General features: G+C 62.3%; 15 protein-coding genes. 8 read left to right on the top strand and 7 right to left on the bottom strand.

The window, feature by feature from the left end:
- Positions 1 to 9: 9 nt before the first annotated feature.
- Positions 10 to 1,026, bottom strand: a complete 1,017-nt coding sequence (locus C8J33_RS19030) for a substrate-binding domain-containing protein (protein WP_110801746.1) — start codon at positions 1,024 to 1,026, stop codon at positions 10 to 12.
- Between the two features lie 126 nt (positions 1,027 to 1,152).
- Between C8J33_RS19030 and C8J33_RS19025 the strand changes: the two genes are divergently transcribed.
- The 6 genes from C8J33_RS19025 to C8J33_RS19000 all read left to right on the top strand — a co-directional run bounded on the left by C8J33_RS19025 (position 1,153) and on the right by C8J33_RS19000 (position 7,335).
- Complete coding sequence (locus C8J33_RS19025) at positions 1,153 to 2,205, top strand: Gfo/Idh/MocA family protein (RefSeq protein WP_280953141.1); 1,053 nt, start codon at positions 1,153 to 1,155, stop codon at positions 2,203 to 2,205.
- Positions 2,202 to 3,104: a sugar phosphate isomerase/epimerase family protein gene (locus tag C8J33_RS19020; protein ID WP_132665030.1), complete on the top strand. Its 903-nt coding sequence runs from the start codon at positions 2,202 to 2,204 to the stop codon at positions 3,102 to 3,104. The genes C8J33_RS19025 and C8J33_RS19020 overlap by 4 nt, the downstream gene beginning before the upstream one ends.
- A gap of 61 nt (positions 3,105 to 3,165) precedes the next feature.
- Positions 3,166 to 4,398 (top strand): ABC transporter substrate-binding protein, encoded by a 1,233-nt coding sequence (locus C8J33_RS19015; protein WP_110801680.1) that lies wholly within the window; start codon positions 3,166 to 3,168, stop codon positions 4,396 to 4,398.
- A gap of 122 nt (positions 4,399 to 4,520) precedes the next feature.
- The gene (locus C8J33_RS19010; RefSeq protein ID WP_110801745.1) at positions 4,521 to 5,423 is read left to right on the top strand and encodes a carbohydrate ABC transporter permease; all 903 of its coding nucleotides are present in this window, start codon (positions 4,521 to 4,523) and stop codon (positions 5,421 to 5,423) included.
- Positions 5,420 to 6,247: a carbohydrate ABC transporter permease gene (locus C8J33_RS19005; protein WP_132665029.1), complete on the top strand. Its 828-nt coding sequence runs from the start codon at positions 5,420 to 5,422 to the stop codon at positions 6,245 to 6,247. The genes C8J33_RS19010 and C8J33_RS19005 overlap by 4 nt, the downstream gene beginning before the upstream one ends.
- The gene (locus tag C8J33_RS19000; RefSeq protein WP_110801678.1) at positions 6,244 to 7,335 is read left to right on the top strand and encodes an ABC transporter ATP-binding protein; all 1,092 of its coding nucleotides are present in this window, start codon (positions 6,244 to 6,246) and stop codon (positions 7,333 to 7,335) included. The genes C8J33_RS19005 and C8J33_RS19000 overlap by 4 nt, the downstream gene beginning before the upstream one ends.
- A gap of 126 nt (positions 7,336 to 7,461) precedes the next feature.
- Here C8J33_RS19000 and C8J33_RS18995 read toward each other — a convergent pair whose 3' ends face one another.
- From C8J33_RS18995 to C8J33_RS18970, 6 genes are read right to left on the bottom strand one after another with little or no spacing between them, the layout of a single operon-like run.
- Positions 7,462 to 8,136, bottom strand: coding sequence for a flavin reductase family protein (locus C8J33_RS18995; protein WP_110801677.1), 675 nt, complete (start codon positions 8,134 to 8,136; stop codon positions 7,462 to 7,464).
- A gap of 1 nt (position 8,137) precedes the next feature.
- The gene (locus tag C8J33_RS18990) at positions 8,138 to 9,562 is read right to left on the bottom strand and encodes a M24 family metallopeptidase (RefSeq protein ID WP_110801676.1); all 1,425 of its coding nucleotides are present in this window, start codon (positions 9,560 to 9,562) and stop codon (positions 8,138 to 8,140) included.
- A gap of 43 nt (positions 9,563 to 9,605) precedes the next feature.
- The gene (locus C8J33_RS18985; RefSeq protein ID WP_110801675.1) at positions 9,606 to 10,427 is read right to left on the bottom strand and encodes an ABC transporter permease; all 822 of its coding nucleotides are present in this window, start codon (positions 10,425 to 10,427) and stop codon (positions 9,606 to 9,608) included.
- Positions 10,420 to 11,247, bottom strand: a complete 828-nt coding sequence (locus C8J33_RS18980) for an ABC transporter permease (RefSeq protein WP_110807798.1) — start codon at positions 11,245 to 11,247, stop codon at positions 10,420 to 10,422. Before C8J33_RS18980 ends, C8J33_RS18985 begins: the two co-directional genes overlap by 8 nt.
- Positions 11,248 to 11,259: 12 nt before the next feature.
- Positions 11,260 to 12,300: an ABC transporter substrate-binding protein gene (locus C8J33_RS18975; RefSeq protein ID WP_110801744.1), complete on the bottom strand. Its 1,041-nt coding sequence runs from the start codon at positions 12,298 to 12,300 to the stop codon at positions 11,260 to 11,262.
- Between the two features lie 18 nt (positions 12,301 to 12,318).
- Positions 12,319 to 13,443: an ABC transporter ATP-binding protein gene (locus C8J33_RS18970; RefSeq protein ID WP_132665039.1), complete on the bottom strand. Its 1,125-nt coding sequence runs from the start codon at positions 13,441 to 13,443 to the stop codon at positions 12,319 to 12,321.
- 608 nt (positions 13,444 to 14,051) lie between these two features.
- Between C8J33_RS18970 and C8J33_RS18965 the strand changes: the two genes are divergently transcribed.
- Together C8J33_RS18965 and C8J33_RS18960 are read left to right on the top strand one after the other, a co-directional pair.
- On the top strand, positions 14,052 to 14,984 hold the full coding sequence (locus C8J33_RS18965) for an ABC transporter substrate-binding protein (RefSeq protein ID WP_110801672.1): 933 nt from the start codon (positions 14,052 to 14,054) through the stop codon (positions 14,982 to 14,984).
- Positions 14,985 to 14,988: 4 nt separating this feature from the next.
- Complete coding sequence (locus tag C8J33_RS18960; protein WP_132665028.1) at positions 14,989 to 15,855, top strand: amino acid ABC transporter permease; 867 nt, start codon at positions 14,989 to 14,991, stop codon at positions 15,853 to 15,855.
- Positions 15,856 to 15,912: the final 57 nt, after the last annotated feature.

Raw genomic sequence — 15,912 nt, 5'->3', positions numbered from 1 at the left:
GCTCATTTCCTACCCGCTATCGCCGTCGATCAGTGTCATCGGCCAGAGCCGGCGATGCGCGGCATCTGGATAAAGCGTGGCATAGGCCGGCATGCTGGCGAGGAGGGTTTCGGCGAGGGAGATGCCCAGGTCCCGGAGCGACAGGTCGAAACAGGTCAGTCGCGGCGAAAGATATCGGGCCTGTGGGCTGTGGAGACCGATGACGGCGATGTCCTTGCCGGGTGTGAGGCCGGCGGCTTCCAGACCATGGAACAGGCCGGTGACGCTACCGTCGTTAAGCACCGCGATGGCCGAAGGGCGGTTGGGATGGCGGGCGAGTTCCTGCCCGATGCGATAGCCGCCAGCTTCGTTCGGCGAGGCGTTGAAGATCAGGTCGTCCTCCAGCGACAGCCCATGCACTGCCAAAACCTCCCGGCAACGCTCCACGAAGACATGGCCGAGATTGAGATCGTCATGGGGGCGCAGCACCGCGATGCGGCGATGCCCGCGTGTCGCCAGCCGCATCATCACGGTCGTCGCCATGCCCTCGAAGTCGAGGTCGATGAAGGGCTGCCCGACATCCGTCAGGCTGCGACCGAGGGAGACGAAAGGGATTTTGCGCCGGTCGAGCAGGGCGAAGCGATGGTCGATCCGCCGCGTGGCCGACAGCATGATGCCATCGGCAAATCCGCGCGCGACGACACGCTCCAGGTAGGCGTCCGGATCCTCTTCGGAGGAGCAGAGAAGCGCGACAAGGTCCAGCCCGTGTCGGGCGAACACGGTCTGCACACCATCGAAGACGCTCATAAAGAACGTATCCCCCTGCCCCGTGATCTCGTGGCCGGTCTGCATCATGAAGCCGATCACACCTGTGGACCCCTTGCGCAGCGCCCGGCCGGACTGGTTGGCGACGTAACCGAGGCGCTCGGCCGCCTCCAGAACGCGCCGTCGCGTCTCCTCGTTGACGTCCTTCTTCCCGTTCAGCGCGCGTGAAACCGTGCCGATCGAAATATCCAGATGATCGGCCAATTGCCGTATGCCCTTCACCACCACCGATGTCCCACCCTTCGTCTTCCCACAAATCCTATTGACACGAACCCTATCCTGTCCATAGTCTCGTAAACGTTTACGGAGATCGAAAGAGGAGTTTCGGTCCCGTTCGGGAGGACTTCAGTGACAGCATACAAAGCCGTTTTATGCGGGTGCGGAGCTATGGCCAAAGGCTGGCTCCGGGCACTGGCCGGAGACCCGCTCTTGAAGAGCCGCGTCGAGATCGTGGGCCTCGTCGATCTCGATCGCGCTACCGCAGAAGCGCTTGCGCGAGAGTTCGGACTGACCGAGGCTACGATCGATACGGACCTTCCCGCAATGCTGGAAGCAACACAGCCGCAGCTCGTCTTCGACGTCGTCATCCCCGCTGCCCGCCGCGCGGTCGTCTCCGCAGCTTTGGCGCACGGGTGCCATGTCCTCAGCGAGAAACCGATGGCCACCTCGCTCGATGAGGCGCGGGATCTTCTGGATCTGGCCCGCAAGGCCGGCCGCATCCATGCCGTCGTCCAGAACCGGCGCTTCATTTCCGGCGTGCGGCGCATGAAGCGACTGGTCGAGAGCGCCGCGATCGGCGACCTCACGGCCGTCCACTGCGACTTCTTTCTCGCACCACATTTTGGCGGCTTCCGCGACGAGATGCAGAACGTGCTGCTGCTCGACATGGCAATCCACACCTTCGACGCCGCCCGTTTCGTGTCTGGCAAGGTACCGCTGTCGGTCTACTGCGTGGAAACCAACCCGGCCGGGTCCTGGTACGTACACGGCGCCGCTGCCAATGCGATCTTCAAGCTGTCCGACGATGCCGTCTTCACCTATCGCGGCTCGTGGTGCGCGGAAGGTCGGCGCACGAGCTGGGAGAGCGAATGGCGGCTGGTCGGCGCAAACGGCATGCTGACCTGGGATGGCGAGGCCGCGTTCGAGGTCACCGTCTCCGGTGACGAGCCGGGCCTTCTTCACGGCGCGCGGTCACTGCCGATGCCAGAGGTGACCGACGAGGCGGAAACGCAAGGGCATGCCAGCGTCCTCCTCGACTTCATTCGCGCCATCGACACCGGGAGCGAGCCCGAGACAATCGGTCACGACAACATCAAGAGCCTTTCCATGGTGTTCGGCGCCATCGAAAGCGCCCGGACCGGCCTTGCCGTCGATCTTTCAGCACAAGGACAGAACCCGTGAGCAACCCCGCAAACTCCATCCGCGTCGGCACCATGATCAGCGCGAGCGCCGGCCAGGCGGCCACCCGCATCGGACAGATCGCCGACCTCGGTTTCGAAAGCTTCGAACCGTTTTTCTGGCAAACCACCAACGGGCAGAATCTCGCCGATCTCGGCAAGCGCTGCCGGGAGGCGATCGGCGATCGCGATATCACGATCTCCACCATCGGCATGTTCGGCAACCCGCTGGAGGAGGAGGACCTCGACCTGCAGACGCTGCAGGGCTGGAAGGATTGCATCGACAACGCGCATCACTTCGGGGCCACCTGCGTTGCCGGCTTCACCGGCCGGGTTCGCGGCAAGCCGCTGCCCGAGAGCCTGCCCCGCTACAAGCAAATCTGGAGCGAACTTGGCCGACGCGCCGCCGACAAGGGCGTGAAGATCGCCTTCGAGAACTGCGCCATGGACGGCAATTGGCAGTCCGGTGACTGGAACATCGCCCACAATCCGGACGCCTGGGAGTTGATGTTCAACGAGACCCCGGACGAAAATATCGGGCTCGAATGGGAGCCCTGCCACCAGATGGTCTACCTGATCGACCCGCTGCCGCAGATCCGCAAGTGGGCGTCCAAAATCTTCCACGTCCACGGCAAGGACGCGACGATCCGCTGGGACGTCATCCGCGAACACGGTATCTTCGGCAAGCATCCCTTCGTGTTCATGCGCACACCCGGCTTCGGCGACAGCAACTGGACCGACATCATCTCGGAGCTGCGTCTCGCCGGTTGGTCCGGCTCGATCGACATCGAAGGCTGGCACGATCCCGTCTACCGCGATGCGCTGGAAATGACCGGGCAGGTGCATGGGCTGAACTATCTCAAGAATTGCAGGGGCGGCGATTTCGTCACCGATCCGCAGTGAGCCGGCCGGACGCCATGGAGGATGGCGGCCGGATCAAGACCCACAACGTTAGGAGGAGAACATGACTATGAGGACATGGCTTGCCGCCGGTGCGATCGCACTGGCCACCGTCTCGACATTCGGGCTCAGCGCCCGTGCCGAAGACGTGAAGATCACCGTCTGGTCGCTCGACAAGCCGATACAGCCGGCGCCCAATCTGATCAAGGGATTCAACGCCCTGAAGAACGGCATCACGGTGGAATACCGGGAAATCCAGTTCGACGACGTGGTGAGCGAAGCGATGCGCGCCTTCTCGACCGGCCAGGCGCCTGACATCATCGCCATCGACAATCCCGAGCATGCTCTGTTTGCCTCGCGCAACGCCTTTCTCGACCTGACCGACAAGATCAAGGCCTCGACCGTCGTGAAGGCCGCGAACTACTTCGCCGGCCCGCTCGCCTCGGTCACATGGGACGGCAAATATTACGGCATCCCCAAGGCCACCAACACGATCGCGCTCTACTATAACAAGGACATGTTCACGGCGAAGGGCCTCGATCCCGACAAGCCGCCACAAACCTGGGCCGAGCTTCTCGATGCCGCACGGAAGCTGAACGATCCCACCAAGAACGTCTACGGCCTCGCCTTTTCCGCCAAGGCCAACGAAGAGGGTACCTTCCAGTTCCTGCCCTGGGCACAGATGGGTGGCGGCAGCTACCAGAACATCAACGCACCAGGTGCCGTGAAGGCGCTGGAGACGTGGACAACCATTATGGACGAGAAGCTTGCCTCGCCCGATTCCCTGACCCGTGGCCAGTGGGATTCCACCGGCACCTTCAATTCCGGCAATGCCGCCATGGCCATTTCCGGCCCCTGGGAACTCGACCGGATGAGCACGGAGGCAAAGTTCGACTGGGCCGTAACGCTGCTGCCGGTGCCTGAAGTCGGCGCCGAGCGCTCCTCCGCCATGGGTGACTTCAACTGGGCGATCTTCTCGACCACGCAGCATCCGGACGAAGCCTTCAAGGTGCTCGAATATTTCGCATCGCAGGACGACCAGATGTTCAAGAACTTCGGCCAGCTTCCCGCCCGCTCGGACATCGCCATTCCGCCGACCGGAAACGAAAAGAAGGATGCGGCGCTGAAGGTGTTCGTCGAGCAGCTGAAGTATGCCAAGCCCCGCGGCCCGCATCCGGCATGGCCGAAGATTTCCAAGGCCATCCAGGACGCTATCCAGGGCGCCCTGACCGGCCAGATGAGTGCGCAGGATGCGCTGGATCAGGCTGCGGCGAAGATCAAGTCGGTCCTCGGCTAACGGGTTTCCTCCCGGAGAGCATGGTGCCGGGGGAGGAGCAAGGTTCGATTGCCTCCCCCGGCACCGTGTCGGCAAGACACCCCCACGGCACCCCGCAGAAAAGCCCCAACATGGGAGCGACGATGAAACGCATTTTTTCCAGCATGGCGGACGGAAAGGGCTTCGACGTCGCCCTGATCGTCTTGCCCTTCGCTTTCCTGTTCGTGATGGCCGGCCTGCCGCTGATCTACAACGTCGTGATGAGCTTCCAGGAAGTGGACATGTTCAGCCTCGGCACCTTCGCGCGTCCCTTCGTGGGCTTCAAGAACTACGTGACACTGTTTTCCCAGCCCGAGACCTGGCCGATCCTGAAGAATACCGCGATCTTCGTCGTCGCGTCGATCGCCGGGCAGTTCATCGTCGGCTTCTCGCTCGCCCTGTTCTTCTGGACCAACTTTCCCGGCGCATCGTGGCTGCGCGGGCTGTTTCTCGTGTCCTGGGTCATGCCCGGCCTCGTGGTCGGCGCCATCTGGAATTGGATCCTCTCGGGCGACTTCGGCGTCCTCAATTACCTGCTGAACGCGCTCGGCATCATCGACAGCAACATCTTCTGGCGCTCCGACCCGAACTATTCGCTCTGGGCCGTCATCATCGCCAATATCTGGCTCGGCACCTCCTTCAACATGATCCTCCTGTCCGTCGGCCTGTCCGCAATTCCCAAGGACCTGTTCGAGGCGGCGGAACTCGACGGTGCCAATGCTTTCCAGCGGTTCACGACGATCACGCTGCCGATGATGCGTTCCACCATCGGCGCCATCATCTCCCTCGGGCTGATCTTCACCCTGCAGCAGTTCGACCTGTTCGCGGCCATCACCTCCGGCGGGCCGAACAATTCCTCCAACGTCACCCAGTACTGGGCGTGGGACCTGTCGTTCCGACAGTATGATTTTGCGCAGGGCGCGACCATTTCTGTCGTCATGATCGTGTTCGTGATGATCGCGGCCATCGTCTATGTGCGTTCGACACGACATGAGGTGCGCGGATGAGCGAAGCGTCGAAACACCGCCTGATGCTGGCGATCGCCTGCATCCTCGCGGCGATCTATCTCTTTCCGCTCTACTGGATGTACGTGACCTCGCTGAAAAGCGGGTCCGCCATGTTCGCGACCCCGCCGGGCCTCTTCCCTAGTGATCCGCAATGGAGCGTCTATACCTATGTCTGGGAAACCCGCGACATGGGCCGCTACATGTGGAATTCGCTGGTGATCGCGGCAGGGTCCGTCGCTCTCATCATCTTTTTGGGCACTGGCTGCGCCTATGTGCTTGCACGCTATCGCAACCGCTGGGTCGATGTCGGCCTGTTTCTCATCCTCATGCTGCAGGTCCTTCCGGCGTCACTTTTGATCACGCCGATCTTCGTCGGTTTCTCGCAGCTGGGCCTTCTCTCCACGCCGCGCACGGCGGTCATCATCGCGATTGCCGCAAAAAGCATGCCCTTTTACGTCGTGCTCGTCCGCTCCACCTTCATGAGCGTGCCGATGGAGTTGGAAGAGGCCGCGCTCGTCGATGGGAACTCGCGCATCGGGGCTTTCTTTAACATCGTGCTGCCGCTCGCCCGCAACGGCATCCTCGTCAGCGGCATCCTCATCTTAATGCAGGCCTTCGGCGAGTTCGTTTATTCCAAGTCGATGATCCAGAACATCGAGCTGCAACCGGCCAGCGTCGGGCTCAATTCCTTCATGGGGCCGAACACAAACGAGTGGAACAACATCCTGGCCTATGCCTCGATGTATGTGACGCCGATCCTCGCCATCTTCGTCCTGCTTCAGCGCCGCATCGTCTCCGGCCTCACCTCGGGAGCCCTCAAATGAGCAACCAGACCGAACTGCAGATCGAGTTGACAGGCGTCAACAAGCATTACGGCGCCTATCATGCCCTGAAGAATATCGACCTGCGCATCGCCAAGGGGTCGTTCGTCGCACTCGTCGGGCCATCCGGCTGCGGCAAGTCCACCCTGCTGCGCTCGATGGCCGGGCTGGAGACGATCACCAGCGGCGATCTCGTCATCGCCGGCGAGCGGATGAACGCCGTCCCGCCGCGCAAGCGGGATCTGGCCATGGTGTTCCAGTCCTATGCGCTCTATCCGCACATGACGGTGGAAGAGAACCTGACCTACAGCCTGCGCATCCGCGGCGTGAAGAAGGCCGAGGCCAAGAAGGCAGCCGAAGAGGTGGCGGCGACGACTGGACTCTCCGGCTTGATGGCGCGCTACCCGCGCGAGCTTTCCGGCGGCCAGCGCCAGCGCGTCGCCATGAGCCGCGCCATCATCCGGCATCCCAAGGCGTTCCTGTTCGACGAGCCACTGTCCAATCTGGATGCCGCGCTGCGCGTCCATATGCGCAAGGAGATCCGCGCGCTGCACGACCGGCTGGGTGCCACCTCCGTCTATGTCACGCACGACCAGATCGAGGCGATGACCATGGCCGACCACGTCGTCGTCATGCGCCAGGGCATCATCGAGCAGCAGGGCGCGCCGCTCGATCTCTACGATCGTCCGGTCAACCGTTTCGTCGCCGGCTTCATCGGCTCGCCCGCCATGAACTTCGTACCGGCGGTTGCCGCTGACGATGGGCGTTCGATCATTCTTCCGTTCGGGGAAGGACAGCACCTTCCGGTCAACCGCCCGGTGCCCCGTGGGCGCTCACTGATCGCGGGTCTGAGACCCGAGCATCTCGTCATCGATACCACCGGCGCCGGGCCGATCCACCTCGATGTCGCGACGGTCGAGAGTACGGGATCGAACAGCTATATCGCCACGAACAGCAAGCCGGAAATCGTTCTGGTCACCAACGGGCGCAGTCCCGTAGGTGTCGGAAGCAGGATCTCGATCGGTATAGCCCCCGAACATATCCACCTTTTCGATGCGGAGACCGAGGCGAGGATAGCGACGGAGTGTTGATATCCTCGCGGGAAGGCGCAGCGTTCGACCGTGATAGGGAGGAGCGGCATATTGGTATCGACGCGGTCTTCAGAAAAGGCAGAGGCGCGAAGATGATCTCACAGGATCACGATCTTCCGCTTATCTTCAACCCTTCCGCCTTCCCCGGTCTACGCTGGTCCGCATGTCCCATTCCTCCGGCGTCTGCGTCTTGACGTCGAACTGATCCCGGGTCCGCGTATAGGTATGGCCGCCCATGCGGCCGACGGCGTCCATCATTTGCTGGTCGATATGCAGGTTGGCCGGGTTGACCGCGTCGCTGCGGACGTAGACGCCGACGACTTCGCCGAGGATGATCTCGCGGGCCGGGCCGACCTGGAGGGTCGTGTGGCGGCGGCATTCCAGCGCTGCGGGTGCTGCGAGGATACGGGGGCTGCGGACCATGTTGCCGGGCACGGTGTCGAGCCCGGCTTCGTCGAGCTCATCGACCTCGGGACCGAACTTGATGGCGCAGATTTCCATCTGGGCAACGAGCGCATCATCGCAGATATGGACCGTGAATTCGCCGGTTTCGCGGATGTTGCGGGCAGTGTCCTTGAAGCGCATGTCGGAATAGTTCTCGACGCCGATGGCGACGATGGCTGGATCATGGGTTAGAACGTTGAAGAAGCTGAACGGCCCGGCATTCGGCCGGCCCGCCTTGTTCACCGTCGTCACCAGCGCAATCGGCCGCGGGATGACCGTCCCGATGAGGATCTTGTAGCGCTCGCGCTCGGTGAGTTTGGCGAAATCAAAATGCGTATGGACTTTGTTGTTGGTCATGTCAGGCGTCCGTGGCAATGCGATGGGTTTCGAGCGGTGTGTGGCGGCTGAGGTTCTCGAAGCCCTCCTTGGTCACGACATACATGTCGCCGATGTTGCAGCCCGCGGACAAAGGCTCCAGCCATTGCGTATGCATCACGAACACCATCCCCTCCTCCAGCCTGTCGTAATTGTGGGAGGAGATGTTGAAGCTGTTCTGCCCGCCTGCCATGCCGACGGAGTGGCCGAGGTTGGGGTTATGCGGCCCCTCGGTCGCCGGGTAGAGGTGCATGAGCGTGCGGCCCTGCGCCTCCCAATCGATATTCTTCACATATTGCCGGGGAACGAGGCGGGCGCTGCCATCCTCCATCGGCGCCCAGTTATAGGGCATGCCACGGGCCTCGGGTGAGGACAGCATGCCGCGCTCGATCATCGGCTCGAAGGCGGCATTGTTGACGTCGCGCATCAGGGCGCCGGACCGGATCAGCTTTTCTGCGCGTTTCACGCCGTCGGTGCAGGCGGCCAGCACCTCTTCCTGGCGGCTGGTGATGTCGCCGACCGCGATCATGCGGGCCGTCTGGGCGGTGTATCCGCGATAGGTGACGTTGGAAATGTAGAGGTTGATGAGGTCGCCGGGGCGGACGATGTGGCCGTAGGGCTTGCCGCAATGGGTGCCGAATTCGTTGATGCCGATCTGGTATCCGTCACCCGTTTCGCCGCCGAGCGACATCTGCGCGACGCTGAAGGCCGCGTAGATTTCGTGGTCGGTGACACCGGGTCTGGCGACATGATAGGCGGCCTGGGTGCCGATGCTGACCAGTTGCGCTGCGGCGCGAAACATCTCGATCTCGCGCGGCGAGCGGACTTTCTGCAGGCGGTCGAGGATGGGGTTGTCGGCAACGAACTTCGCTTTGGGCAGAAGCTCCTCCAGCCCGGCCCAAAAGGTGAGCGACGTCCGGTCGCCAATGCGGCCGATCTGGCCCTTGGCGAGGCCGAGATTGCCAAGCAGTTCCGCGCATTTCTCCGCGGTCTTGATGACGCTGTCGCCCGGACGATCGGCATATTCCCGGCCGATGGGGCCGATCTGCCAGATGTCCTCAACGAGCACGGGTTCGCCGCCGGGCGGCAGGAGCACGGACTGGGTGAAAAAGGACAGAAGCGTCAGCGGCTTGTCTTCGTCCGTCGGGATGATCAGCACGCCTTCGCGCATCCAGTCGCAGATGTAGCGGAGATAGGCATTCGACGTGTGGAACCAGCCGACGCCGCCGGTGTGGACGATGATTGCGTCGTGCCCGGCTTCAACGGCCTGCCGGCGGATGCGGCGCAGGCGCTCCTCGAACTCTTCGACGGGCAGCGGCAGGGGCGCTGAAAAATCGAAGTCGGGCGCGAAGTCCGCAAGCAGCGATCCGATGCGGTAGGCGCCTGTCTGGGTCGGACGCATGTTCATGAGCAATTTCCTTGGACGTTTGGCAAAGTTTGAAAAGGGTGGGTTAGGCCTGTCTCTGTGGCGCGAGCACGCGCCGTGCGACGAGCATCACCAAGAGGGTCAGGCCGATGAGGATGCCGGAGATGGCGGCGACGCGGACGTCGAGAGACTCCTCGATCAGGGCGAACATGCGCAACGGCAGCACCGTCGTCTGCGCATCGGCAAGGAAGAGCGAGACCGAGACATTGTCGAGCGACTGGATGAAGACGAGGAAGGCACCGGCGAGAATGCCTGGCATCAGAAGCGGGATCGTCACCCGGCGCAACGTTGTGAACCAGGACGCACCCATCACGGTCGAGGCCTCCGCCAGCGACGGGTTGAGCCCTTGCGCCACGACGGATGCGGCGCGGTACATCAGGGGCCCGAACACCACGACATGGCCGGTGACCGTCAGCCAGAGCGAGGGCTGGAGACCGACGAAGTTCGCGACGATGAGGGCCGCCAGACCATAGACGAGGCTCGGGAGAACGAGCGGCGCCAGAAGCAGCGGCTCGATGGTGCCGACCGTGCTGCGCCGCATCCGCGTCATGCCGATGGTGGCGGGTACGGCGAAGAGGAGCGCGCCGAGCACGGCAAGACCCGCGATCTTCAGCGAGTTCCAGGCAGCGGCATGTTCGGTCGCCGAGCGGACCGGGTCGAGCAGGGCCTCGTACCAGCGGAACGAAAAACCTTCCGGCGGGTATTTGAGCGTCTGTCCCGAGGTGAACGACATCGTCAGCGCTATGACAATGGGGGCGACGAGATAGACGACGCAGAGGCTGCCGAAGCCGAAGACGAACACCTTGTAGAGGAGTGCCGGAACCGGATTTTCCTTCATGTCACGCATGGCCGACCAGCCTCCTGTGGCGGGAAATCATCGTCATGGCGACCAGAAGGCAGCCGGTGGAAATAAGCAGGACGACCGCGATGGCAGAGGCAAGCGGCCAGTCGAACAGGGTGCCGACCTCACGGTAGATGAGCTGCGGCACGTAGACATTGCGCGCGCCGCCGATGACGGCCTGCGTGACGAAGGAGCTGCTGGTGCTGGCAAAGACCAGGATCCACCCGGCGAGCAGCCCCGGCAGCATCAGGGGCAGAAGCACGGTGACGAGAATGCGCCAAGGACCGGCGCCCGAAACCTGCGCGGCTTCGGTGAACTGCACAGGCGTGCGCGAGAGGATGGCAATCAGCGGCAGGATAATCAGCGGCAGGTCGATCTGGCACATCGCCATCAGAAGTCCGAACTCCGTGAACATCAGGCTGATCGGACTGCCGGTCAGCCCCAGCGCCATCAAGGTTTCACTGATCGGCCCCTGCCGGCCGAGAATGACGATCCAGGCGAAGGTGCGCACGACATTGCTGGTGAGCATGGGGATGAGGGTGAGGAAGATGATGACCTGGCGGGCGGTGCGGCCGCTGTGCCAGTAGAGCAGCGCGATGGGCACGCCGAGCAAGGTCGTGCCCACCACCGTTTCCAGCCCGAGTCTCGCCGTGGAGACGAGCACCCGGAAATTGAACGCATCGCCGAAGAAGCGACCGTAATGTTCGACGGTCGCACCGCCTGGCCCGGAGAAACTGAAGCCCACGAGGACGGCGAGCGGCGTCGCGAAGAACGCCACCGATAGCAGGAGCATCGGCACGACATAGGGAAAACCGCTCGCCTTCATGATCTTCGATCCTCAGCCGGCAACGAGGGCGTCGAACGTGCGGATCCACGCCGCACGGTTCTTGTTGATCGCCGCCCAGTCCGGGTAGACCATCTTGGAAAGCTGATCGCGGGTGACGTAGGCTTCGATGCCCGGTGTCAGCGCGACCTCCTTGTTGGTCGGGAACATCTCGGTCGGCGGCATCTTCAGGATGTCCTGCGCGGCCTTGGAGATCGCGGCATCCATGTAGGCATAGGCCGCATCGAGGTTCTTCGCGCCCTTGGTCAGGTGGATGTTGACGGGGGCTGCCGGCGAGCCGGTCTCCGGCTGCACGAATTCGGCGTTCATGCCGAGCGACTTCAGCCGCGCGACATTGCCGGTCGAGCACATGAACACGGCGATCTCGCCCTGCTGGAACAGCGTCATCTGGTGATTGGTGCTGTCGACCACGCCCTGCAGCTGCTCCGGATGGTCCTTGAACAGCTTGAACACGGCATCCATGTCGTTCGGACCGGAACCGAAGATTTTCGCCATCTCGGTATAGGCCATGACGGCGGTGTTGGAGGCAAAGCCGGTCCAAGACACCTTGCCCTGATAGGCCGGGTTCTCGAACAGGTCGCGATAGCCCTTGGGGCGCGGCACCATGTCCGGGTTGTAGGCGATACCGTTGACCTCGATGGTGACCGTTGGGCCGTATTCGCCCTGGAAGGCGGGGTCGAGCATGTTCCAGTTCTTCAACCGGCTGGGATCGATCTTCTGGATCAGGTCGTTCTCGATGGCTGTGGCCATCTGGCCGGGCGACATCAGGAGCGTGTCGTAGGGCGGATTGCCGGGGCTCGCCATGACCTTGGCGAGCTGGTCCTGCGCCATGGCCGGGGCAACCGTCAGCCCGAAGCCTTCCGCCTCGAGGATTGGCGTCAGCGCCTTGCGGTAGCCGTCCTCCCAGTTACCGGGGAAGGTCGCGGCGATCGCCGTGCCGCCGGCAGCGCGCACGGAGAATGGCAATGCTGCCGATGCGGCAACGCCGGCTGCAAGCATGCCGAAATGGCGACGGCTGAGTTTGAAGTCATGCATGATGTTCACCTCTGTTGATTAGTGTTCTGACGACGGGATGGTTTCCGGAATGGCCGGAAAGACGTGACACCTTGCGGTGTCGATCTCGGCGAAGAGCGTCATCCCCGGCTCGGGAATGACGGTGGCGGGGCCGCGCACTTCGGCGGCGCGAAGGCCGGAGCCGTCACTGAGCACCATGTCGTGGACCAGCGACGGCCCGAGCGGCACGGAAACGGTGACGGTTGCGGGAAGCGTGTTCTCGCCCGGCTGCGACGACAGGCGCACCTCTTCCGGGCGGACGGTGACCGTGACCCTGGAGCCGACGGTGAAGTTCAGGCGGCGCGGCAGGCGGAGCGACGAACCGTTTTCGAGAACGATCCCGGTGCTTGCGGCCTCCAGCGCGGCAACCGTGCCGTGCAGCATGTTGGCCTGGCCGATGAAAGTGTTCACGAACAGGGTTTTTGGCCTATCGTAGACGGCCATCGGCGTGTCGATCTGCTCGACATTGCCCTTGTTCATCAGCACCAGACGGTTGGCGAGGCTCTGCGCCTCTTCCTGGTCGTGGGTGACGATGAGCGTTGTGATGCCGAGCGTCTTCTGCAGGTGCAGAAGCTCGACCTGCAGGTCGAAGCGCAGCGCCCGGTCGAGCGCGCCGAAGGGCTCATCGAGCAGCAGCAGAGAGGGTCTTGCCGCAATGGCGCGCGCCACGGCCACACGTTGTTGCTGCCCGCCCGAAAGTTCGCGCGGCAACCGGTTGCCGTAGCCATCGAGGCGAACAAGTGCCAGCATCTCTTCGACGCGCGCCTTGCGCTCGACGCGCGGTACCTTCTGGCAGGCCAGGGGATAGGCGATGTTTTCCGAAACTGTGAGATGCGGGAAGAGCGCATAGTTCTGGAAGACCATGCCGATGCCGCGCGAGCGCGCCGAGATATGGGCGAGATCGTCATCGCCGAGAATGATCTTGCCGGCCTTCGGCTGGATGAGCCCGGCAATGGCGCGCAGCACCGTCGATTTGCCGCAGCCGCTCGGACCTAGCAGCGCGACGATCTCGCCCGCCTCGACATCGAAGGAAATGTCGCTCACGGCGTTCTGGCCACCATAGCTGTGGGTGACCCCGCGAACGCTGAGCCGCTTGCGATCTGCCATTGTTGCGATGTCCGGCATCGGGCTTCCCTGTTCTGGCGTTGCGACGATCGACAGCCCGTTCCGCGTCACCGTGGGGCGTGAAGGCGTTTGCGGCGGGCGTGGTGCTTCGATCGTGTTCATGCAAAGGCTGCTGCAAGAGGTGTGCCAAACACGGCAAACGCCAGAGGAAATCTTGTATCCAACTCATTTTAATACGATATTTATGATCTACATAGTTTCGCATATTTATTCGTAATTAAAATATCAAAGATCAATTTAAATGCATATGGGCATCATTTGACCGTTATTGTGTATTTTATAAGCATTTCGATACCTGCCTGAACCGGGCGCAATCATCCGCTGTCCCTTTAAAACCGCGCGTGGACGTTACATGGCAGATGCGCCAGTTCCCTCCATGGATGAACATTGTCCGGCCTCCTGCCTTCAAAAACGCGCTGACGATCAAAAAACGAGCAGCGTCTGTGCGAATTTTTATTCGCATATACTTTCGTAGATTTTGCCGATTGCACGATACAATAAAATAATTGATTTTATTTCAGTCTCTTACCGGTTCATATGAAAAGTTGGCATGGCATTTGCTTCGATGATTTCGAGACTTAACAATCGGAATCGTCAAAGGGCATCCCATGAAAAACGTGCAGACACTTATGAAGGCAGGCCTGGCATGCGTGGTGATGTCGCTTTCGGCAGCATCCGCGCTGGCTGCGGAAGGCGCAGCCGTAAAGATGGTACCGGAGACGGACATCGCGAAACTGCCGGGCGTCGCCCTTTCGCAAACACTGGCCGACGGCCTGCCGGTGGGCATCAAGAAGGCTGGCGTTCTCAAGGTCGCGACCGACCTCACCCCGCCGATCAGCTTCCACAGTGACGAAGGCAAGCTGGTGGGCATCGATGCCGATCTCGCGGCGGCCCTCGGTGTCATCCTCGGCGTCGAGATCCAGATGACGGATGTGGGCGCCGGTGCGGCGATCGTGCCCTCGATCCTGTCGAAGCGCTTCGACATCTCGATTTCCGGCATCAACGACGATCCGGAACTGCAGAAGCAGGTCGATGTCATCGACTATATGTTCGACGCGACGACGATCATGACGATCAAGGACAACCCGCTCGGCATCAAGGACATGGGCGATCTCTGCGGCAAGAAGGTCGCGGTTCCCGTCGGCACCTTCCAGGGCAAGCTGGTCGAGGCCGCCTCCGCGAAATGCGCGACGCCGATCGACATCATGTCCATACCGAAAATGCCGGACGTTCTGCAGGCCGTGCGCACCGGCCGGGCGGATGCGACCGTGAACGGCTATGCCACGAGCGTCTACACGACGGCAAACCAGACCGGCAAAGGCAAGGGCCTGCAGGCACTGCCGGATGTCCGGCTGGCCGTCGGTTATCTCGGCATGCTCACGTCCAAAGACAATCCGGAGCTGCGCGACACGGTCGTCGCGGCCCTGCAACAGATGGTCGACAGCGGCGCCTACCAGTCCATCATGACGAAGTGGGGCCTCGGACCGCTCGCGGTGAAGACCGTCAAGGTTAACGACGCCGCAAACATGCCGGTGGAATGAGCCCATGTCCCTGTTTGCGGCTCCCCCCATCTCCCTTCACCTCGCACCCCCGGCCGGCAGGTCGATCCGGTGGGGGCAGCTTCTGACAGGGACCGGCGCGATCCTCGTGCTGGCCGTCTTCGCGATGATCGTGGCCCAGAGCCAGAGCATCCAGTGGGCTGAAATCCCACGCTATCTCGTTCACCCCTCGATTTTGCGGGGGGTGGTGCTGACCCTGCAGCTCACGGCGGTTGCGATGATCTTCGGCATCGCGCTCGGCTGCATCCTAGCGCTGATGGCAACTTCCAAAAATCTCGTTCTGAAGGTCATCGCCGCGGCATTCGTCTGGTGGTTCCGGGGCGTGCCGCTGATCGTGCAGATCTTTTTCTGGTTCAATATCGCCCTCTTCATTCCGCAGGTCGGGATCGGCGACTACAGCATATCTATCAACGATCTGGTCACTCCGGCCTTCGCCGGCTTCCTGGCGCTCGGCCTGCATGAAGCCGCGAACATGTCGGAGATCATCCGCGCAGGACTGGTCGCTGTCGATAAGGGTCAACGCGAGGCGGCAACCGCCCTCGGGCTGAAGCCGCGGCAGACGTTCCAGACCGTCATCCTGCCGCAGGCGGCGCGCCTTATCGTGCCGCCGACCGGCAATCAGGCGATCGGCATGCTGAAGGCGAGCGCCATCGTCTCCGTCATCGGCATGCAGGACCTGCTGACGCAGGCGCAGGCGATCTACGCCCGCAACTTCCTCGTCATCGAACTCCTGTTCGTCGCCTCCATCTGGTACCTCGCCATCACCACTGTCGCCTCGGTCGGTCAGCACTATCTTGAAAAAAGCCTCCAGCCGAAGAACCGAAGCGCGACGACCGCGCCGGCACGGGCGTGATCCCCTTACCCACCTCACCCATAAGACGCCACCAAAGCGCGTCGCATCCGGAAACAC

It is taken from the genome of Rhizobium sp. PP-CC-3G-465 (assembly GCF_004343445.1).
GTDB classification, from domain to species: domain Bacteria; phylum Pseudomonadota; class Alphaproteobacteria; order Rhizobiales; family Rhizobiaceae; genus Ferranicluibacter; species Ferranicluibacter rubi.
The sequence above is the reverse complement of the archived record's forward strand: the minus strand, read 5'-3'. Positions and strand labels throughout refer to the sequence as shown.